At 71.9% G+C, this 19,722-nt stretch carries 16 protein-coding genes and 1 pseudogene; 6 read left to right on the forward strand and 11 right to left on the reverse strand.

Translation table 11 applies throughout. From position 1 onward, the window contains the following. Window positions 1–44 precede the first annotated feature (44 nt). A complete protein-coding gene (locus OHA84_RS05575; protein ID WP_266972954.1) occupies window positions 45–449 on the reverse strand; it encodes an ACT domain-containing protein in 405 nt (134 codons plus the stop codon). Window positions 450–475: 26 nt separating this feature from the next. Here OHA84_RS05575 and OHA84_RS05580 point away from each other — a divergent pair, with 26 nt between their 5' ends. Further along, window positions 476–1,675, forward strand: coding sequence for a low temperature requirement protein A (locus OHA84_RS05580; RefSeq protein WP_266972952.1), 1,200 nt, complete (start codon window positions 476–478; stop codon window positions 1,673–1,675). A gap of 54 nt (window positions 1,676–1,729) precedes the next feature. On the opposite strand, the gene OHA84_RS05585 is transcribed toward OHA84_RS05580, so the two are convergent. The 5 genes from OHA84_RS05585 to OHA84_RS05605 form a co-directional block, all read right to left on the reverse strand. Next, on the reverse strand, window positions 1,730–1,969 hold the full coding sequence (locus tag OHA84_RS05585; RefSeq protein WP_053682048.1) for a DUF397 domain-containing protein: 240 nt from the start codon (window positions 1,967–1,969) through the stop codon (window positions 1,730–1,732). A gap of 120 nt (window positions 1,970–2,089) precedes the next feature. Beyond that, window positions 2,090–3,256 (reverse strand): thiolase domain-containing protein, encoded by a 1,167-nt coding sequence (locus tag OHA84_RS05590; RefSeq protein ID WP_053682047.1) that lies wholly within the window; start codon window positions 3,254–3,256, stop codon window positions 2,090–2,092. Further along, complete coding sequence (locus tag OHA84_RS05595) at window positions 3,253–4,320, reverse strand: thiolase domain-containing protein (protein WP_266972948.1); 1,068 nt, start codon at window positions 4,318–4,320, stop codon at window positions 3,253–3,255. The genes OHA84_RS05590 and OHA84_RS05595 overlap by 4 nt, the downstream gene beginning before the upstream one ends. Then, the gene (locus OHA84_RS05600) at window positions 4,320–5,306 is read right to left on the reverse strand and encodes a Zn-ribbon domain-containing OB-fold protein (protein WP_053682045.1); all 987 of its coding nucleotides are present in this window, start codon (window positions 5,304–5,306) and stop codon (window positions 4,320–4,322) included. Before OHA84_RS05600 ends, OHA84_RS05595 begins: the two co-directional genes overlap by 1 nt. A gap of 68 nt (window positions 5,307–5,374) precedes the next feature. Beyond that, entirely contained in the window at window positions 5,375–6,175 is an 801-nt protein-coding gene (locus OHA84_RS05605) for a crotonase/enoyl-CoA hydratase family protein (protein ID WP_053682044.1), read from the reverse strand. Between the two features lie 174 nt (window positions 6,176–6,349). Between OHA84_RS05605 and OHA84_RS05610 the strand changes: the two genes are divergently transcribed. Then, window positions 6,350–7,990 (forward strand): acyl-CoA synthetase, encoded by a 1,641-nt coding sequence (locus OHA84_RS05610; protein ID WP_266972946.1) that lies wholly within the window; start codon window positions 6,350–6,352, stop codon window positions 7,988–7,990. Between the two features lie 70 nt (window positions 7,991–8,060). Here OHA84_RS05610 and OHA84_RS05615 read toward each other — a convergent pair whose 3' ends face one another. The 3 genes from OHA84_RS05615 to OHA84_RS05625 form a co-directional block, all read right to left on the reverse strand. Then, window positions 8,061–8,711, reverse strand: a complete 651-nt coding sequence (locus tag OHA84_RS05615; RefSeq protein ID WP_266972945.1) for a DUF2278 family protein — start codon at window positions 8,709–8,711, stop codon at window positions 8,061–8,063. A 61-nt stretch (window positions 8,712–8,772) separates the two neighbouring features. Next, complete coding sequence (locus OHA84_RS05620; protein WP_266972944.1) at window positions 8,773–8,988, reverse strand: hypothetical protein; 216 nt, start codon at window positions 8,986–8,988, stop codon at window positions 8,773–8,775. A 172-nt stretch (window positions 8,989–9,160) separates the two neighbouring features. After that, window positions 9,161–9,613, reverse strand: coding sequence for a hypothetical protein (locus OHA84_RS05625; protein ID WP_266972943.1), 453 nt, complete (start codon window positions 9,611–9,613; stop codon window positions 9,161–9,163). 257 nt (window positions 9,614–9,870) lie between these two features. Between OHA84_RS05625 and paaK the strand changes: the two genes are divergently transcribed. Beyond that, entirely contained in the window at window positions 9,871–11,172 is a 1,302-nt protein-coding gene (gene paaK / locus OHA84_RS05630; RefSeq protein ID WP_053682039.1) for a phenylacetate--CoA ligase PaaK, read from the forward strand. Window positions 11,173–11,352: 180 nt separating this feature from the next. Further along, complete coding sequence (locus tag OHA84_RS05635) at window positions 11,353–12,174, forward strand: YhjD/YihY/BrkB family envelope integrity protein (protein ID WP_234350226.1); 822 nt, start codon at window positions 11,353–11,355, stop codon at window positions 12,172–12,174. 370 nt (window positions 12,175–12,544) lie between these two features. On the opposite strand, the gene OHA84_RS05640 is transcribed toward OHA84_RS05635, so the two are convergent. Beyond that, entirely contained in the window at window positions 12,545–14,158 is a 1,614-nt protein-coding gene (locus OHA84_RS05640; protein WP_266972939.1) for a fatty acyl-CoA synthetase, read from the reverse strand. 252 nt (window positions 14,159–14,410) lie between these two features. Between OHA84_RS05640 and OHA84_RS05645 the strand changes: the two are divergent. Beyond that, a pseudogene (locus OHA84_RS05645) lies at window positions 14,411–14,593 on the forward strand (IS5/IS1182 family transposase); the annotation flags it as partial. Between the two features lie 312 nt (window positions 14,594–14,905). Here OHA84_RS05645 and OHA84_RS05650 read toward each other — a convergent pair. Next, the gene (locus OHA84_RS05650; protein WP_266972937.1) at window positions 14,906–18,256 is read right to left on the reverse strand and encodes a BTAD domain-containing putative transcriptional regulator; all 3,351 of its coding nucleotides are present in this window, start codon (window positions 18,254–18,256) and stop codon (window positions 14,906–14,908) included. A gap of 137 nt (window positions 18,257–18,393) precedes the next feature. Between OHA84_RS05650 and OHA84_RS05655 the strand changes: the two genes are divergently transcribed. Then, a complete protein-coding gene (locus OHA84_RS05655; protein WP_266972935.1) occupies window positions 18,394–19,416 on the forward strand; it encodes a LuxR family transcriptional regulator in 1,023 nt (340 codons plus the stop codon). Window positions 19,417–19,722: the final 306 nt, after the last annotated feature.

Here is a 19,722-nt window from a genome sequence, read left to right on the forward strand (position 1 = left end):
CGGGAAAGATCGGAAACTTTTCCGACCCTCCGGGAGACGCCCGTTCAGTGTGCCGAACGGACCGCAAGCCCTTCCAGTACGGCGACGGCCTCGGCCGCCCGCTCGGCGGCCACGAACAGGTGGTCGTGGTGGTATCCGGCGATGACGTTGCAGCTGAGGCCGTGTGCGGCGAGTTCGGCGGCGAACGCTCCGGTGAGGCCGACCGCGTCGAGGGCGGAGTGCACGCGCAGGGTGATCCATCCTGCGGTGTAGTCGTAGGCGAGTCCGGCCGCGTCGGCGTCCTCGCGGCGCAGGACGAGGGTGAGTCCCTCGGGTTCCAGGACGGTCGCGACGGGTGTGACCCCGTCGGGTGCGGTGGGGCCGGGGACCGTACAGAAGACGTAGGTCCCCTCGTTGAGCTCAGGTCGCATGCCGCTCAGCAGTTTCCGCAGGTCGCTCTCTCCACTCATGGACCCACCCTACCTATCATCCCCATATGACCGATTCGGCGCCCCCGGCGGAGAACGAGCAGAGCGAGCGTCACGCCTCATGGCTGGAGTTGTTCTTCGACCTCACGGCGGTGGCCGGTGTCGCGCAGCTGGCGCATTTGCTGCACGGCGGTCCCGCGTGGGCCGATCTGGGGCTGTACGCGGTGATGTTCCTGGCGTTCTGGACGGGCTGGATGCTGTTCACGGTCTACGGCAACGTCACCCGCGACCAGGTCCGGGTGTGGAGGGTGCTGGCCGGCATGTTCGGGCTGGCCGTGATGGCGGCCGCGGTGCACGGGGTGCGGGAGGGGGAACAGGCCGCCGCGTTCGCGCTCGCCTACATCCTCGTGCGGTCGCTGGCCGGGAAGGCCTGGGAGCGACGCCGGGAGTACGTGGCGGACCTGCCGATCACCCGCCTGGGGTTGGGGCTGACGCCGTGGGTGGTGTCGATGTGGTTCGACGGGACGGCCCGGTACGCGCTGTGGGCGCTCGGGTTGGCCATCGACCTGGTGGTGATGTTCGCGGTGTCCACGAAGTCCCCGGCGGGCCGGGAGGGGGACGCGTCCGAGGACGCGGCGGTGTGGACGGGACACCGGCCGCCCCGGAAGCTGCGGGCCGCGTACACCGACGCTTCCCATCTCGGAGAACGGCTGGGCCTGTTCGTGTTGATCGTCCTGGGCGAGGGGATCGCCCAGACGGTGTCCGAGGCCTCGGAGGTGGCGTGGGACTCCGCGCTGTACGCGGTGGGGACCGGCGCTTTCCTGCTGCTGATCCTGCTGTGGTCGCTGTCGCTGCGCCACGGCTCGGACGGGGTGCCGCTGCTGGCCCCGGGCGCCGTGCCCGTCCGGCTCACGCTGCCTCTGCACTGTTTCGTGGCGGGGTCGGTGGCGGCGCTGGCGGCGGCCCTCGGCGACTCGGTCGCGTACACCGACGCGGCCGTGCCGGAGCGGGTGCGGTGGTTGATGTGCGGGAGCCTCGCGGTGTACCTCGTCATCGCGGGCGCGGCGGTGGCCCGCTCGGGGCGGAGCGTGCCGTGGGCGCTGCTGTTGACGGGTCCGCCGCTGGCCCTGGTCCTGGCGGTGGGCCTGACGGCCCGGGACGCCAGGGCCGGACATCTGGTGTGGCTGCTGGTGCTCGCGCTGTGGTGGCCCCTGGTGTGGCGGCTGCGTCGACCGTCCGGGGCCCCGGCGGCCCCGGGCTCCCCGTAGGGCCGTCGGGGGCGGCGGCTGCGCCCCCGACGGCCGCGAAACGTCAGGTCCCGCCTACGTCAGGTCGAACTCGCCGCCCCGCGCGTCCAGGACGAACCTGCGCCACTCGTCCGGCGCGAAGATCAGCGAAGGGCTGTCGGGCCGGCCGCTGTTGCGCATCGCGATGAACCCCTCCACGAAGGCGATCTGAACGTCACCCGCTCCCCGGCTGCTCGACCGCCAGTCCGCCCCGCTGAGATCGAGGTCGGGCTTGCCCCAGCCTGCGAGGGGCTGCGAAGTCATGCTCTCGGCCACGTGCGTGCACCTCCCGGTACGTCGTCCGAGGGCAAGATTAACCACGCCGGCGGGTGCCGCACAGGCCGCGACGGGTCACCGCCGGCCGGCCCGGCGCCCCGCCCGGACATCGGATTCCGTTCAGCCGGTGGGCTGTTCGGCCCCGACCAGCCACATCGCGAAGAACTGTGCCCCGCCGCCGTAGGCGTGCCCCATGGCCCGCCGGGCGTCCGCGATCTGGTGTTCGCCGGCCTGGCCGCGGACTTGGAGCGCCGCCTCCGCGAAGCGGATCATTCCGGAGGCGCCGATCGGGTTGGTGGACAGGACACCGCCCGACGGGTTGACGGGCAGGTCCCCGTCGAGTTCGGTCACCCCCGCCTCGGTGAGTTTCCAGCCCTCGCCCTCGGCCGCGAAGCCCAGGTTCTCCAACCACATCGGCTCGTACCAGGAGAACGGCACGTACATCTCCACCGCGTCGATCTCCCGGCGGGGATCGGAGATGCCCGCCTGCCGGTAGACGTCGGCCGCGCAGTCCTTGCCGGCCTGCGGGGACACGAAGTCCTTGCCGGCGAACAGCGTCGGCTCGCTGCGCATCGCGCCGCCGTGCACCCAGGCCGGCGGCCTCGGCGACCGCGCGGCTCCCTCGCGGTCGGTGAGGATCATCGCGCAGGCCCCGTCCGAGGAGGGGCAGGTCTCGGAGTAGCGGATCGGGTCCCACAGCATGGGCGAGGCCTGGACCTTCTCCAGGGTGATGTCGCTCTCGTGCAGGTGTGCGTACGGGTTCTTCAGTGCGTTGCGCCGGTCCTTGTAGGCGACGAGCGAGCCCACCGTGTCGGGGGCTCCGGTGCGCCGCATGTACGCGCGCACGTGCGGCGCGAAGAACCCGCCGGCTCCCGCCAGCAGCGGCTGCTGGAAGGGCACCGGAAGGGAGAGTCCCCACATGGCGTTGGACTCGGACTGCTTCTCGAACGCCAGGGTCAGGACGGTCCGGTGGACGCGGGCCGCCACCAGGTTCATGGCGACCAGGGCGGTGGAGCCGCCCACCGAGCCGGCCGTGTGGACGCGGAGCATGGGTTTGCCGACCGCGCCGAGGGCGTCCGCCAGGTACAACTCCGGCATCATCACGCCCTCGAAGAAGTCGGGGGCCTTGCCGATGACCACGGCGTCGATGTCCGCCCAGGTCAACTCGGCGTCCTCCAGGGCGCGTACCGCCGCCTCCCGGACGAGTCCGGCGATGGACACGTCGTGTCGGGCGGCGACGTGCTTGGTCTGGCCGATGCCGACGACGGCCACGGGCTCCTTGCTCATGTTCGGTCCCCTTCCAGGACGGCGACCAGGTTCTGCTGGAGGCAGGGACCGGAGGTGGCGTGGGCGACGGCCCGGTCGGACTCGCCGCGGTGGATGCGGGCGGCGGCCTCGCCGATGCGGATCAGGCCGGCGGCCATGACCGGGTGGGCGGCGAGCGCTCCGCCGGACGGGTTGACGTCCACCTCGTCGCCGAGCCGGAGCGCCTTGCGGAGCACCACCTCCTGGGAGGAGAACGGCGCGTGCAGTTCGGCCGTGTCCACGGTCCCCTCGAAGACGCCGGCCTGCTCGGCGGCGAGCCGGGTGGACACGGAGTCGGTGAGGTCGCGGAGCCCGAGGCCGTGTGCCTCGATGCGGTGGTCGATGCCCGTGATCCAGGCGGGCCGCTCGCACAGCCCCCGGGCCACGTCCCCGGCGGCGAGGATGACGGCGGCCGCGCCGTCGCTGACAGGGGGGCAGTCCCCGGTGCGCAGCGGGGCGACCTGGTACTCGCCCTGGGGTACGGGGCCCCTGAGTTGGGCGTGCGGGTTGGTCTCGGCGGAGGTCCGGCTGCGGGCTCCGATGGCGGCCAGGGCGCGCTCGTCGGTCTCGCCCGCGTCGATCAGCGCCCGGGCCTGGAGGGCGGCCAGGGCCACCGAGTCGGGCCAGAGCGGGGCGAGGTAGTAGGGGTCGAGCTGTCGGGTCATGACGTCGCGCACCGATCCCGGCGAGGACTTCCCGTACGCGTAGACGAGCGCGGTGTCGGCCTCGCCCGTCTGGATCTTGACCCAGGCCTCGTAGAGGGCCCAGGCGCCGTCCATCTCCACGTGCGACTCGGAGATCGGCGGCCAGGCGCCGACCCCGTCGAGGGTCATGGTGAAGGAGAAGGCCCTGCCCGCCAGGTAGTCGCTGGAGCCGGAGCAGGTGAAGCCGATCTCGCCGGCCTTCAGTCCGGTCCGGGCCAGTACCCGGTGCAGGACCGGCATGACCATCTCGACTTCGCTGAGCTCGTCGGTGTCGCGCCGGTGGTCGCTCTGGGCGAAGGCGACGACGGCCACGTCGCGCGCGTGCCTGCTCGTCCTGGCCATCAGATGAGCTCCTTGTACACGTCGTAGTCCGCGTCCGGTTCGCCGGTGGGGCGGTAGTGGTCGGGGTGGCGACCGCCCTCGGTCCACACGGGTTCGACGCGCAGGCCCATGCGGACCTGGTCGTAGGGGATGCCGCCGATCCGGCCGTGGAGGGCCAGGTCCGCGCCGTCGAGCGCGATGTGGGCGTAGACGTAGGGGACTTCGATGTCGAGGTTGCGCGCCTTGATGTTGACGATGCAGTACGTGGTGACCGTTCCGGCGGGGCCGACCTCGACCCGGTCGGTGGTGGCCACCCCGCAGGTCGGGCAGGCTCCGCGCGGGGGCACGTACACCTTGTGGCAGGAGGGGCAGCGCTCGCCGACGGTCCGCCGCTCGGAGAGGGCGTTGATGTAGGCGGTCTGGGCGCGGCCGGGACTGTACGTGTAGTCCAGGCGGGCCTCGGCGACGATGCCGGTGACCGCGTCCGCGAAGACCCCGTCGTGCGGGACGGCCTGCGGGGAAACTCGCGGAGGGGCTTGCGGTGCGGCGGGGGTGTCGGCCGGTTCGAAGCAGGCGATGTCGGTGATGGCCCCGACGCGATCCGCCGCCCAGCGGATCCGGACCCGCATGCCGGTGCTCACCGACTCGGGGTCGGGTGCGTCGAGGGCGTGCAGGATCGCGGTGTCGGCGCCGTCGAGGCGGACGAGGACCCAGGCGAAGGGGGTGGCGAGGGGCTGCTGCGGGCGCGGATCGCCGTTCCACGCCCAGGTGGTGACGGTCCCGGTCGCCGACACCTCGACCAGGTCGCGGATCTCGTCGGCGGTGACGGGGTCGTATTCGACGGGCGGGACCATCACCCTGCCGTCGGACGTCGTGACGCCGAGGACGACCCGTTCGCGCAGACCGGTGAGGAAGGCGCTCTGAACGGGCCCGAGGGAGCGGGTGAAGGGGAACTCGACGACCAGGGGTGCGCGCAGCACCTCGGGCGGGGACGCGGCTGCTGTCATGGAGGGGTCTCCGGTTTCTCCGGGGCGGTGGGGGACGGTGGACGTGTCGGGCGTCCGGCGCGTGAGGGTCAGCCGCGCTTGTAGACCGGAGGCCGCTTCTCGGCGAAGGCCCGGGCCCCTTCCTTCGCGTCGGCCGTGTCGAAGATGGGCCAACCGCGGGCGAGTTCGGCGGCCAGTCCCTCCGTCTCGGTGAGTTCGGCGCTCTCGTGGACGGAGGCCTTGACGGCCTCGACGGCCAGCGGCCCGCAGGCGTTGATCCGCTCGGCGATCTCCAGGGCCGCGTCCAACGCAGTGCCGTCCGGCACCACCCGCCCGATGAGCCCGATCCGCGCGGCCTCCTCGGCCGGGTACGGCCGTCCGGTGAGCAGCATCTCCAGCGCGTGGGTGCGGGGGATCTGCCGGGGCAGCCGCACGGTCGAGCCGCCGATCGGGAAGAGACCGCGTTTGACCTCGAACAGCCCGAAGGTGGCCCCGGCGCCGGCGACCCGGATGTCGGTGCCCTGGAGGATCTCGGTACCGCCGGCCACGCAGTACCCCTCGACCGCCGCGATCACCGGTTTGCGCGGTCGGTGGTGGCGGAGCATGGCCTTCCAGTGCAGGTCGGGGTCGGCCTTGAGGCGGTCCCGGTACTGGTCGCCCGCCATGCCCTTCCCGGCCAGCGCCTTCAGGTCCATGCCCGCGCAGAAGTCGCCGCCCGCGCCCGTCAGGACCACGGAGCGGATCGCGTCGTCGGCGTCCGCCTCCAGCCAGCCGTCGTACAGGCCCACCAACAGCGGCAGCGAGAGCGCGTTCTTCGCTTCCGGTCTGTTCATGGTGAGCACCAGCGTGGCTCCGCGGCGTTCCACGATCAGGTGTTCGGTCCCACCCATTGCCGTCCTCCCGTCTCAAGACCTAGAACAGGTTGCAGGAGGGGCGAGTGCAGTTCAATAGTTTTCTGACACACAGTCAGTTTTCTTGTCCCGCGCCCTTCCCAGTTGGCATGGGCGGCGCTCTAATGACCGCCGAGCAGCCCACGCATGGGATCTTTCGGGTCAGGAGGAACGGTGGAGTACAACCTTGCCGACCTGTTCGAGTCGGTCGTGGACGTGGTCCCGGACCGCGAGGCACTGGTGTACGTGGACCACCCCGGGACCGGCGCCGAGCACCGCCTGACGTACGCGGAGTTGGACGCGGCGGCCAACCGCATCGCGCACCACCTGCTCGACAGCGGGCTGCGGGCCGGCGAGCACCTGGGGCTGCACCTCTACAACGGGGTCGAGTACCTCCAGACCGTACTGGCGTGCCTCAAGGCCCGACTGGTCCCGGTGAACGTCAACTACCGTTACGTGGAGGAGGAACTGGTCTACCTCTACAACGACGCCGACCTCGCCGCGCTCGTCTTCGAGGGCGAGTTCACCGGGCGCGTGGCGGCCGCGCTGCCGCAGACGACGAGGCTCCGGCACCTGATCCGGGTCGGCGCGGCCCCCGAGGGGGCGCCCGAACCCTCGCTCACACCGGTCCCGTTCGCCGACGCGGCGGCATCCGGCTCCCCCGAACGCGGCTTCCCGCCACGCTCTCCCGACGACCTGTTCATCATCTACACCGGCGGCACGACCGGGATGCCCAAGGGCGTCATGTGGCGGGCCGAAGACCTCTTCTTCGCCGGGCTGTTCGGCGGGGAACCCTCCGGCGAGCCGGTGAAGCGGCCGGAGGAACTCGCCGAGCGGGTGGCCGCGCGCGGCGCCGGGCTCACCTTCTTCCCCGCTCCCCCGCTGATGCACGGCACGTCCACGCTGACCTCGTTCATCGCCTTCAACTACGGGCAGCGGGTGGTGATCCACCGCAAGTACGCGCCCGAGGAGGTGCTGCGGACCATCGAGAAGGAGAAGGTCTCCAGTGTGTCCCTGGTGGGTGACGCGATGCTGCGGCCCCTCATCGACGCCCTGAACGGCCCGCTGCGGGGCACCGACCTGTCGTCCCTCTTCAGCGTCTCCTCGTCGGGCGCGATCATGTCGGAGACCGTGCGGGCCGAGTTCCAGCGGCTCGTGCCGCACGTGATGCTGCTGAACAACTTCGGCTCGTCCGAGTCCGGGTCGAACGGGAAGGCCACGAACGACTCCGGTCCGGAGAACGGCTTCCGCCTGGAGGTCAACGACCGTACGCAGGTGGTGGATCCGGTGACGCACGAGCCGGTGCCGGTGGGCGAGCCGGGGCGACTGGCACAGCGGGGGCACGTTCCGCTCGGGTACTACAACGACCCCGCCAAGACCGCGGAGACCTTCTTCCGCAAGGGCGAGGAGCGGTGGGTGCTGCTCGGTGACATGGCCACCGTGGACGAACGGGGCATCGTCACGGTGCTGGGCCGCGGCTCGCAGTGCATCAACACCGGTGGGGAGAAGGTGTATCCGGAGGAGGTCGAGCAGGCGCTGAAGTCGCACCCGGACGTGTACGACGCCCTGGTCGCCGGCGTGGCGGACCCGAGGTGGGGCAGCCACGTGGCGGCGGTGGTCCAGATCCGCGAGGGTGCGGGCGAGCCGACGCTGGACGAGATACAGAACCACTGCCGCACCAGGCTGGCGGGGTACAAGATCCCGCGCCAACTGGTCATCGCCCCCGCGATCCAGCGCTCGCCCAGCGGCAAGGCGGACTACCGCTGGGCGAAGACGGTGGCGACCGAGGCGGACGGCGCGGACGCGACCCCCTGATACGCGCCGGCCGGGCGGTTCCCCGCCGGCCCGGACGGATCGCCCCGACCGGCGGGTCGCGGGCCCACGGTCACCCGACCGGGTGGCCGTCGCCGTCGGTCCGGTCGGCCTGGGTGGAGAACTTCGACAGGAACACGTCGTACTGCCCGTCCTCGCGGCGGGTCATCGTCGCGCCGTCCTGCCAGGTCCCGTTGTCCGCCCACCACTGGCTGCCGTACGGGTCGCCCTGGTTCTGGTGGACGTTGTGCACGCCGAGGCCGCCGTGGGAGAAGGGCTCCCCGAAGACGAGGATCGACCTGCCCGGCACGAGGATCGGCTCCAGCGCCCGCGAGGCCGCCAGATGGTCGCCGGCGACCCACGGGCGCGGCGGGCTCAGCCGGTCCAGGGCCGCCCGGAGCCAGGCGATCCCGCATCCGGTCCGGGGGCGCAGGGCGGGGTGGCGCAGGTAGTCGACGGCGCCCGAGCCCGAGGTCCGGGCGAGGTGGTGGAAGCCGGGCGGCAGTCCGGACGCGGGATCGACCACCGAGGCGGCGAGGGTGACGACCTTCCATCGCACGCCGGTGGCGGATTCCTTGCTGTCCACGTCGATCGCGCACCGGTGGCGGCCCTCGGGGGTGTCGACCTCCAGATTGACGTGGAACCAACGTCCCTGGGTGTCGGGCTGGTCGCGGAAATGGCGATGGAGGGTTCCGGACAACACTCCGTAGTCTTCGAGCGGCATGCCGCCAGTCAACCACCCACCCGGTCCGCCGCGCCGTCGGCCCCGTAGGCCGTTCGGGCGGCTACAACTGGGCGCGCAGTTCCGCGGCGAGTTCGCGGGCCCAGACCGCCAGCTCGGCGCGGTTCGTGCCCTGTCCGATCACGGCGGCCTGTTCGTCGGTGAGCCGGAGCCGGTCCGGGTTCTCCAGCAGGTGGGCGACCTCGGCCAGCAGCCCGACCAGGCGGCGGGCGCCGGGGGCGCCGAGTCGTACCGATACCGCGGGGTCGATGACGGACATGCCGTCGCCTCCCTTCGTACTCCCTCGGCCGGGGTGCGTGCCTCCTCGGCCGGGGCTCCTCATTCGACCGTACGCCGCGGGCCGGCGCGCCGCCCGCGCTCACGCCCCCCGGCCGGGTGCCCGCGCGGAGGGCGGGCAGGCCCGGATCCCGGGCGGCGCGTCGACGGCCGGCTCAAACGGCCGCGGCCCGGCCCGCATCCGCTTCGCGGTGCATGCCGGTGCACAGGGCCCAGATGACGAGGAGGTTGACGGCGATCAGCACGAGGGCCCACAAGGGGTAGTACGGCAGCCACAGGAAGTTGGCCACCACCCCGAGACTGGCGATGGCGACGCCGAAGTAGCGTGCCCACAGGGCTCCGCCGATCACGGCGCAGCCGGCGATCACGAGGGCCACGCCCAGGATGATGTGGACCCAGCCCCAGCCGGTCCGGCTGAATTCGTAGACGTAGTGGCGGGTGACGACGAACAGGTCGTCGTTGACGACGGTGGCGATCCCTTCGAGGACCGCCATCACCCCGCCGACGATCATCAGGGCTGCTGCCAGAAGGGTGGTACCGGAGGCGGGCGCGTGCGTGGGGCTCGTGTGCACGTGGCCCGCCCGGTGTCCGACGGGGTCACTGGCCATCTCGATCTCCCTAGGTCGCAGCGTCGGGCCTGGGATGCCAGGACCGGCGAGAGCCCCTGTTTCAGCGTGGCACGGCGGCTCCCCGTCGGCACTCCGGCCCGCGTCGGTGCGGCGGGTGCGCGGCGTGGGCGCTCAAGGGGCGGGGGTCGCACGCGGCGGGAAATCAGGCGATCACTCGTTCGAGTCATTGATTTAACCGCCGAGGGCCTGGCACTCTACCGAATGATCGGTCGGTTGGCAGGCGATGAGGTGACGGCATGAGGGCGCACGCGGACATCCATGACGAGAGCGAGCGGTTGAGCGGCGACGAGCTGGCCGCTCTCCAGCTGAGGCGGCTGCGCGCGACCCTGCATCGCGCCTACGACAACGTGCCCCATTACCGGCAGGCGTTCGACAAGGCCGGCCTGCATCCGGACGACTGTCGATCCCTGGCCGACCTCGCCCACTTCCCGTTCACCACCAAGTCCGATCTGCGCGACCAGTACCCCTTCGGGATGTTCGCCGTGCCGCGTTCCGAGGTGCGGCGCATCCACGCCTCCAGCGGGACCACCGGACGGCCCACGGTCGTCGGCTACACCGAGGGGGACCTGTCCACCTGGGCCGACGTGGTGGCCCGGTCCATCCGGGCGGCGGGCGGTCGCCCCGGTCAGATCGTGCACGTCGCCTACGGTTACGGCCTCTTCACCGGCGGCCTCGGCGCGCACTACGGCGCGGAGCGGCTCGGCTGTACGGTCGTGCCCGCCTCGGGGGGCATGACCGACCGCCAGGTCCGCCTGATCCAGGACTTCCGGCCGGAGGTCATCATGGTGACCCCGTCCTACATGCTCACCCTGCTGGACGAGATGGAACGCCAGGGCATCGACCCCCGCTCCACCTCGCTCCGCACGGGGATCTTCGGTGCGGAGCCGTGGACGGAGGGGATGCGGCGGGAGATCGAGGAGCGGCTGGACATGGACGCCGTGGACATCTACGGCCTGTCCGAGGTGATGGGACCGGGCGTGGCCCAGGAGTTCGCCTCGACCAAGGACGGCCTGCACATCTGGGAGGACCACTTCTACCCGGAGGTGGTCGACCCCTTGACCGGGGCGGTACTGCCGGACGGGGAGCCGGGCGAGTTGGTGTTCACCTCGCTCACCAAGGAGGCCATGCCGATCATCCGGTACCGGACCCGGGACCTGACGCGGCTGTTGCCCGGAACGGCCCGGCCCGCGTTCCGCCGGATGGAGAAGATCACCGGCCGCAGCGACGACATGATCATCCTGCGGGGGGTGAACCTCTACCCCACCGCGGTGGAGGAGATCCTGCTGCGCGTCCCGGGCCTGGCCCCGCACTTCCAACTGCGACTGACCAACGAGGGCCGCCTGGACACCCTGACCGTGCGGGTGGAGGCCCGGCGGGGCACCGATCACGACCGCCGCGAGGCTGCGGCCGCCGAGGTGGTCCGCGCCGTCAAGGAGGGCGTCGGGGTGTCCGTCCGTGTCGAGGTGGTGGACCCGGAGACCCTGGAACGCTCGGTGGGCAAGATCAAGCGGGTCCGGGACCTCCGCGCCAGACCGTAGACGCCGGGACGGCTCCACACGGGACGGGACGCCCGGACGGCTCCGCACGGGACCGCCGGGACGGCTCCGCACGCGGCCACCCGGTCCCGTCAGCCGCGTGGATGCCGGAAACCACCCCTTCGGGCCCACTTGCGGGTGCGCGCGGGAGGGCCTCGGGTGCTCCCGGGTAGGCCAGTGGGCGTGACCCTGAAGCCCCGGCTGCTGCACGACCGCCTCCAGGCCTCCCTCGCCGGGCTGGCCTGGAGCCGGGGTCGTCAGATGGAGCTGATGCACCGGGCGATGGGCTTCGCCGCCCTCGGGTTCCTCACCCTGGTGCCGCTGCTGGTGGTCGTCGCGGCCGCCGCCCCCGGCAGTGGTTACGGCTTCGGCCGCTGGCTGGGCCAGGCCCTCGGCGTGACGGCTTCCTCGCGGGCCCGGGTGGAGGTGCTGTTCGGATCCGCGGATCTGGCGCTGGAGCGGACGACGGCCTTCGGGCTCGCCGCGCTCGCCGTGTTCGGCCTGACCTTCGGCTCGGCCGTGCAGACCGGCTACGAGAAGGTGTGGGACCTGCCCACGGCCCGCTGGCACACCATGTGGCGGCACGTGGTGTGGCTCGCCCTGCTGGTCTGCTACCTCGCGATGCTCGTCGGAATCCCCTCCCCGCCGCACGACGTGATCGGCAGCGTGGTCGGCACGATCACCGACCTGCTGGGCACCGTGCTGTTCTTCTGGTCATCCCAGCGACTCCTGCTGGGCGGGCGCGTCCGCTGGCGCGCCCTGCTCCCGGGGGCGGTGGCGACCAGCATCGGCCTGCTCGGGCTCCGGGTGTTCTCGCAACTGGTGTTCTCCCCGCTGATCGCCTCGAACGCGGTGACGTACGGCCCCTTCGGCACGCTGCTGGTCGTCCAGTCCTGGCTGGTCGGGGTCGGCTTCGTGGTCTACGGCGGCGCCCTCGTCGGCCGCCTGCTCCACGAACGCCTCACCCTGCGCCGGCTCCACCGCTCGGGCCTTCCGCCGGAGTAGCCGGCGTCCGCGCCGCGCCCCCCTCCGCGCCCTCCTCCGCGCCCTCCCCGGGGCGTGCCCGGCGGGCCCGCGCGAAGCACGGCAGGCGCGTGACGCCGTAGCCGAGCAGCCAGGGCAGGACGGTGATGCCCCCGATGTACACGAGCAGGTAGCCGAGGAAGTCGTCCCAGTGCGCCGGCGGCTGACTCGTCCGAGCAACCGAACGTCATCGGCGTCGCCCCCCGGTGTCGCCCGCCCCGCGGGGCCCCGTCCCCCGTCGCCTGCCGGCGCGAACCTGCCGCCGCGGGGTCCCGGGCGGCACCCGCCTATCGCGTGCGACGCGCCGCGCCGGGATCCCCGTCCGCCGCCCCGGCCCGCCGCACGCCACCCGTCAGACGCCCTGACCCCCGAAGCGGTCCCGGAGTTCCCGCTTGAGGATCTTGCCGCCGGCGTTGCGGGGCAGCGCGTCCACGAAGAGCACCCGCTTGGGGGCCTTGAAATGGGCGAGCCTGTCGCGGGCGTACGCCATCAGCTCCGCCTCCGTTACCTCCCCACGCGGCACCACCACCGCCGTGACCGCCTCGATCCACCGCTCGTCGGGCAGGCCGACGACGGCCACCTCCATCACCCCGGGGTGGGTGTACAGGACGTCCTCCACCTGTCGTGAGGCGACCAGCACCCCGCCCGAGTTGATGACGTCCTTCAGCCGGTCGACGACGGTGAAGTAGCCCTCCGCGTCGCGTACGGCGAGGTCCCCGGAGCGGAACCAGCCGTCCCGGAAGGCCTTCCCGGTCGCCTCGGGGTCGTTCCAGTAGCCGAGGCACAACTGCGGCGAGCGGTAGACCACCTCGCCCGCGATCCCGTCCGCGACGTCGGCACCGTCCTCGTCGACGACCTTCGCCTCGACGTGGCGCACCGGTCGACCGCACGAGTCCATCCGACCCTCGTGTTCGGCCGGTCCCAGCACCGTGGCCAGCGGGCCGATCTCGCTCTGCCCAAAGCAGTTGTAGAACGCGAGCCCGGGCAGTCGCGCCCGCAGCCGTTCCAGCACGGGCACCGGCATGATCGAGGCCCCGTAGTAGGCCTTGCGCAGCGCGCCGAGTTCCCGCCGGTCGAAGCCGGGGTGGTTGGCCAGCGCGATCCACACCGTCGGCGGGGCGAAGAGGCTGTCCACCCGGCCCGCTTCCACCAGGTCGAGGATCTCTTGCGCCACCGGTGCGTCGAGCACGGTGTTCTCCGCGCCCACCGCCAGGTAGGGCAGCAGGAAGACGTGCGTCTGCGCCGAGTGGTAGAGCGGCAGCGCGTGCGCGGGCCGGTCCGTCTCGACCAGGTCCAGGGCGGCGATGGCGCTCTCGTACTCGTGCGCCAGCGCGCGGTGGGTCATGATCGCGCCCTTGGGCAGGGCCGTGGTCCCGGAGGTGTAGAGCAGTTGCACCACGGCGTCCGCGGTCCGGTCCGGGGTGAAGGGCAGCGGCTCGGCCAGCTCCGAGAGGAAGGAGTCCGGGGCGTCGCGCAGGGCGCGCACGGTGTGTCCGGCGGGGATCCGTTCGGCCAGGTCCGGGTCGGCGAGCACGAGCGTGCTCGCGCAGTTCCCCAGGATGTACGCGAGGTCCTCGCCGGTGAGGTTCTGGTTGACGGGGACGTGCGTGAGCCCGGCGCGTGCGCAGGCGAGGAAGGCGATGAGGTAGGCGTCGGAGTTGTGGGCGTAGGTCGCGACCCTGTCGCCGGCGGCCGGCGCGTACCGGTCGCGCAGCACGGCGGCGCCGGTGGTGACGGCCGCGTCGAGTTCCGCGTACGTCCAGGTCCGCTCGCGGTAGCGCAGCGCCACCCGGTCGGGGACCCGCAGGGCGCTGTCGCGGAGCAGCCCGTCGACCGTGTTCGCCCGGACCGCTCGCCCCGACCCCCCGGCCGTCACGTCATGCCCGGCGGTCGAGGCGTCCCCCGGCGTCACGGACCCGTCGGGCGTCACGGCTCCGTCGGGCGTCAGCGCTCCCTGTGGCGTCATGGCGTGATCCTTCCCCCTCCCCCGTCCGAGGTCAACAACCCGGATACCGAACGGGATGTTGACAGATCGTCGGGCGGCCTGCATGAGTGTGGGGGCACGCAGGCACCACCTGTTTCACCGGCAATCCCGCCCATGCACAGGTCACTTGGGAGGTACGTTGCACATCCGCACCCGTCCCTTGCGTCGTCGCGTCGCCCTCGTCGGCGCCGCCCTGCCCGCCGCCGCGGCCGCGCTGCCCCAGACCACGGCCTCGGCCGACGCCGAGCGCGGCCCGTCCGGCAGCGCTCTGTCCACGCGGACAAAGGCTACGACTACGCCCACCTGCGCCGATGGTTACGCGGGCGCGGTATCACCCACCGCAGCGCCCGCCGCGGCATCGAGTCCTCCCAGCGGTTGGGACGACACCACTGGACCATCGAACGCACCATGGCCTGGCTCGACTCCCCACACCGTGGACGAGAGCCTCTCCCGCTTCGGGGCCTACCGGGCCCTGGTCAAGTCCCGGCACCGCGCCCTGTAGCACCTGCGCCAGATCCCCGCCGAAGAGAGCCAGGGGTAGGCGCGAGCAGCGCCGACGCATGACGGGAGGGCGACCGGGATGACGCAGGTCACAGTGGGTGAGCTGGACGAACGGGTGCCGGGACGTTGGTGGACGGTGCGTCTGGACGCCGGCCGGGGCAGGCGGCGGCGATCCGCGTCCCGGCCTCCGCCTCGGCGCCGGCTGCCGATGTCCGCGCCGGGAGCGGGTCAGTGGGCTCGTCGCAGGAGCTCCTCCACGCGCTGCGGGGCAAAGTGGGACCAGAGCTCCGACGCCTCTTCCACCCGAAGACGCGCGGCCTCGGTGTCGCCCGCGCCACGCAGCGCGTGCGCGAGGGCGACGAGGGCATCCGCCCGGCCCCTGGGATGGGCGTTCGCCAGCTGGACCGCCACCGCTTCCCTGGCCCGACTCTCTGCCTCGGTGTAATTCTTCTCCTGGCAGGCGATCTCGGCCAGGAGCGTCAATGCGTAGCCCCGAAAGAGCCGGTAGCCGTTGACCGTGGCTTCCTCCAGCAGCTCCTCGGCGAGCGAGCGGGCCTGTTCGATCCGCCCCAGCTCGAGGGAGCAGCGTGCCATCCCGGTCAGGGCGTCCAGCTCGGGTTTGCGTGAGGCGCACTGCCTGGCCAGGTCCCTGGCCCGCTCGAAGCTTTGCAGGGCGGCCTCGTGGCCCCCCGTGCGCTCGGAGAGCATGCCGCGTGCGGTGTGCAGGTGCGCCTCGGCCCTGATGTCGCCACCCGCGAGGGAGAATCCCTCGTCGAGGTGTGCGAGGGCGCCGGCCCGGTCGCCGCGCTGAAGTGCCATGACCGCCTTCCAAAAGAGGGTGTAGGTCAGGTTGCTGGGTCCCTGGCCCGCCCTACGCTGAACGTCCTCGGCCCGCGCGAGGAGTTCGGCGGCCCGCACCGGTTGCCCCTGGTCGTGCAGGACGGCGGCGAAGTTGCGAAGGATGTGGCCCTCAGTGGTCGGTGCGTGGGCCACGACCCTGCCGCCCATCATGCTCTCGTAGAGTTCCTCGGCCTCGCGGAGCATGCCGGCCTCGTGCAGGATGGCGCCCAGGTTGGAGCTGATGATGAGTTCGGGAACCAGCTCGCCGGCGCTCTTCGCCTGGGCGAGACCACGGCTTCCGTGGGCCACCGCGTCATCCAGCCTACCCGCGTACCAGGCCGCGAGGGCGAGGCTGTTGCACGCCGCCGCCTCGGCGGCCGCGGCTCCCACGCTCCGGTACAGCTCCGCCGCGGCCAGGTCGTGCCGTGTGCTCTCCTCGTACCTGCCCAGGACGAGATAGGCGCTCGACAGGATCCGGTGCGTCGCCGCCTGACCGAAGACGTGCCCGTCCGCCTCCGCCGCCGCCAGTCCCGCCTCTCCCACTGCCAGCCAGTCGGCGGTGTGTGAGGAGTGCATCAGGTAGGGCCGGAACGCGTCGGCCAGACCCCACGCGGCTTCCAGAGGGCCCTCGTCCGCAGCCCGCTGGACCATCGCCACGACGTTGGCCCGTTCGGCGTCGAGCCAGTCGGCGGCGTCGTCCAGCGTGTCGAAGGCAAGGTCGGCGCCGTCCGCGTACATCCGCAGGCGCACCATTTCGGGCTGGATCAGCCTGGCCGCCTTGTCGACGTTCGTCAGGTACCAGTCATACAGACGCCTCAGGGTGGCGTCGCGCTCGCTGTCGGGTTCCTCGGCGTGGGCCCGTTCGCGGGCGTAGGCGCGCAAGAGGTCGTGCAGAGCGTACCGGCCGACGGTCCCTTCCTCCAGGAGGTGGGAGCGGGTGAGGCTGCCCAGGAGCGCACTGGCGCGGGCGGGGCGCGTGCCGGCCAGCGCCGCCGCGGCCCCGGCCGTGATGTCCTCACCCGGCAGGAGTCCGAGGAGTCGGAACATGCGGGCGGTGTCCGGCTCCAGGGTGGCGTACGACCTCGCGAAGACCGTGCGCACCGCGCTTTGGCCGTCCCCGGGCAGTTCCAGGGCGGACAGGGTGTCGGCCCCGGTCAGCAGCTCGACCTGCTGTGCCAGGGTCCGGTCCGGGTGGAGCGCGAGGTCGGCCGCGCTGATGCCGACGGCTAGGGGGAGTCGGGCGCAGGCGGCGGTCAGCGCGGCGGCCGCCGCGGTCTCGCGCGAAACCCGTGCGGGACCAAGGATGTTGACGAGCATCTGCTCGGCCTCGGGCAGCTCCAAGACCGGCAGCGGCACGGGCAGCGCCCCGTCGCGGGCCACGAGGCCGGCCAGGGAGAGGCGACTGGTCACGATCACCATGCAGTCCGCGCTGCCGGGTAGCAGTGGCCTGACCTGCTCCTCCGACCGTGCGTCGTCCAGGATCACCAGCAGCCGCCGGTCGGCGCACAGTGAGCGGAACCGGGCGGCGCCGCGTTCCTCCGTCACGGGGACGTCGCGCGGGGGCACGCCGAGCGCCTCCAGGAACTCGCTGAGCGCGTCGATCGATCGCAGGGGCCGACCGCCGCCGTGACCACGCAGGTTGACGTAGAGCTGCCCGTCGGGAAACCGGTTGCGCCGGCTGTGGCCCCAGTGGACCGCGAGGGCCGTCTTGCCGACCCCGCCCTGGCCGGTGATCTGGACGATGCGGGCCGCTCCCGGCGGTTGTGGCCCTGCGGCGGGCATCAGCTCGTCGAGCCGTCGCAGGGCCTCCGCGCGGCCGGTGAACACCATTGTGGTGGGAGGGAGTTGGGAGGGGAGGACGGATGGGGCGGAGGAGGCAGGGCCGGTCTCGGTGTGGCCGAACGGATCCGAGCGGGTGGACGGAGCGCTGCGTGGGGGCGCCGCTGCGGGCCGGATCTCCATCAGGGTCGGATCGTCGGCGAGGATGCGGGTGTGGAGCGCGGCGAGTTCGGGACCGGGTTCCAGGCCCAGTTCCCGAACGAGGTGTGAGCGGGCCTGCCGGGAGGCCGCGAGCGCGTCGCCGCGCCGTCCCGAACGGTAGAGAGCGAGCACCAGTTGCCCCTGGAGCCGTTCCCGCAGTGGTTGCCGGGCGGCCTCGGTGTGCAGCTCGGCGATCACGGCGGCGTGCCGGCCCAGCCTCAGGTCGGCGTCGACCCGCTGCTCGAAGGCGACCATCCGAGCTTCCTCTAGACGGGGCCCCTCCACCTGCCGGAGGTACTCGGAGCGACTGCCGGCCAGCGCTTGGCCGCGCCATTGGGACAGCGCGGCGCCGAGCCGTGCGGAGACGGTGACGTCGTCACCGCGCGCGGCGGCCGCGGCCGCGCTGCCGACAAGCCGCTCGAACTCCCCGACGTCCAAGAACTCGCCCTCCAGCCCCAGCAGATAGCCTCCCGGCCGGGTCGCCAGCAATTCGCGTTGTCCGTCTCCGGGTTCCCGGAGGACTCGACGCAGCCGCTTGACGTAGTTCTGCAGCGTCGTGCGCGCGGTCGTCGGCGGTGTGGTCCCCCAGAGTCCGTCGATCAGCTCCTCCGCCGGGACGATGTGCCCGGCCTTCAGCAGCAGCAGGACGAGCAGATCACGTTCCTTGGGGGCGGTGACGGCCACCGTCTCCCCGACGTACCGCACCTCAAGCGGCCCCAGTATCCGGAACTGGAACAACGCGCCTCGCTGACCATGCATGGCGGGAGCCTATGTCAGCCGTCCCTAGCGATCCGCTAGCGGGGCCTCCTCATGCTGCGCCAACCTGCCGGAACCACAACGGAGTCTGAGCCTTGACCATGCACGCATCCCAAGCCTGGCGGAGCCATGAAAACGCCGTGGCACATCTGTGCCCGGCATCGCATGACGGCGAAGAGACCCTGCTACTGGGCGCGCTCGGACTCGACTCCGGCACCGAGACGGTCTACCGACTCATGCTGGAGCACCCCTCCTGGGATGTGGACCAGCTGGCTCAGGGGCTGGGCCAGGGCCGGTCAGCCGTCGCGCGGGCGCTGGACTCGCTCGCCGACCTCGCCCTGCTGCGCACGGCGGACACAGACGGCTCGGGCCCGGGTACCCCGCTGCTCGTACCGCCCCGGGCGGGGCTCGGGGCGCTCTTGGAGCGCCGTCAGGACGAACTGGCCCGCACCCAGTTGGAGATCGAGGCGAGCCGGTCCGCCGTGGACGCCCTCCTCGCCGACTACGTCGCGCACGGCCGCACGGGCACGGCGAGTGTGGAACGCTTCACCGGCAACGAAGCCGTACAACGCGTCCAGTCAGACCTGTCGGCGCAGGCCCGCGGCGAGCTTCTCGCCCTCGCCCCCACCGCCGCCGCGGCCGGCGGCGGCCCGTGGGACCTCGATGTGGCCGTCCTCCTCGACCTGCTCGCGCGGGGCGTGCGCGTACGCGTCCTTCACCTGCCCGGCGTCCAGCGCCGTAGCTCGGTGCGGCGCCTGGCGCAGGCCGGCGCCGAGATGCGCACCCTGCCCTCCCTGCCCCTGCAACTGCGCATCGTCGAGGATGCGCGTGCCGTCTTGCCCTTGGACCCGGAGGATCCCGACACCGGAGCCGTTTTGCTGACCGAGTCCGGCGCCCTCATGGGCCTGCGTGCCCTCTTCACGTACCTGTGGGACACGGCGGCCGAGGAGGAGTCGGAGGGCGAGGCCCCCGCCACCTGCTCGCCTCAGGAGCGGGCTCTGTTGCGCTTCCTGGCCGAAGGGCTGACCGACGAGGCGGCGGCCCGCAGGCTCGGTATCTCCCTGCGCAGCGAACGACGGATGATCACCGCCCTCACGGAACGGTTCAAAGTCAGCAGCCGATTCCAGCTCGGACTCCAAGCCGCACAGCAAGGCCTGATCTGACACAACCGTGCCAGGGGAACTTCGTGTCAATCCAAATGGATGACAACGCCCTCGAACGAATGTCAGAGTTGCTTCCAGAACGGACCGGGGAAACGAACGGAACGCCCGCCCGGCGGCCCGACCCCACCCCGGCCGGTCAATTTTCGGCACTCTTGCCGGAAAATTGTGGAACAGAATCACTGAGAAGGGAATTCCGCATCATGGAGAACGAGCAGAACCTCGTCATGGAGATCCTCGAGGACGACAACTACGACTTCGAGACCGAGTTCAGCCCGCGTCGGGACGTCGGCCACTGAGTCCACACCG

The organism is Streptomyces sp. NBC_00513 (assembly GCF_041431415.1).
Lineage (GTDB): Bacteria > Actinomycetota > Actinomycetes > Streptomycetales > Streptomycetaceae > Streptomyces.

What these genes read in the sequence shown, in the direction of transcription:
- OHA84_RS05575 (WP_266972954.1), bottom strand. Translation starts at nt 449, where the DNA reads ATGAGTGGAGAGAGCGACCTGCGGAAACTGCTGAGCGGCATGCGACCT.
- OHA84_RS05580 (WP_266972952.1), top strand. Translation starts at nt 476, where the DNA reads ATGACCGATTCGGCGCCCCCGGCGGAGAACGAGCAGAGCGAGCGTCAC.
- OHA84_RS05590 (WP_053682047.1), bottom strand. Translation starts at nt 3,256, where the DNA reads ATGAGCAAGGAGCCCGTGGCCGTCGTCGGCATCGGCCAGACCAAGCAC.
- OHA84_RS05595 (WP_266972948.1), bottom strand. Translation starts at nt 4,320, where the DNA reads ATGGCCAGGACGAGCAGGCACGCGCGCGACGTGGCCGTCGTCGCCTTC.
- OHA84_RS05600 (WP_053682045.1), bottom strand. Translation starts at nt 5,306, where the DNA reads ATGACAGCAGCCGCGTCCCCGCCCGAGGTGCTGCGCGCACCCCTGGTC.
- OHA84_RS05605 (WP_053682044.1), bottom strand. Translation starts at nt 6,175, where the DNA reads ATGGGTGGGACCGAACACCTGATCGTGGAACGCCGCGGAGCCACGCTG.
- OHA84_RS05615 (WP_266972945.1), bottom strand. Translation starts at nt 8,711, where the DNA reads ATGCCGCTCGAAGACTACGGAGTGTTGTCCGGAACCCTCCATCGCCAT.
- OHA84_RS05620 (WP_266972944.1), bottom strand. Translation starts at nt 8,988, where the DNA reads ATGTCCGTCATCGACCCCGCGGTATCGGTACGACTCGGCGCCCCCGGC.
- OHA84_RS05625 (WP_266972943.1), bottom strand. Translation starts at nt 9,613, where the DNA reads ATGGCCAGTGACCCCGTCGGACACCGGGCGGGCCACGTGCACACGAGC.
- paaK (WP_053682039.1), top strand. Translation starts at nt 9,871, where the DNA reads ATGAGGGCGCACGCGGACATCCATGACGAGAGCGAGCGGTTGAGCGGC.
- OHA84_RS05640 (WP_266972939.1), bottom strand. Translation starts at nt 14,158, where the DNA reads ATGACGCCACAGGGAGCGCTGACGCCCGACGGAGCCGTGACGCCCGAC.
- OHA84_RS05650 (WP_266972937.1), bottom strand. Translation starts at nt 18,256, where the DNA reads ATGCATGGTCAGCGAGGCGCGTTGTTCCAGTTCCGGATACTGGGGCCG.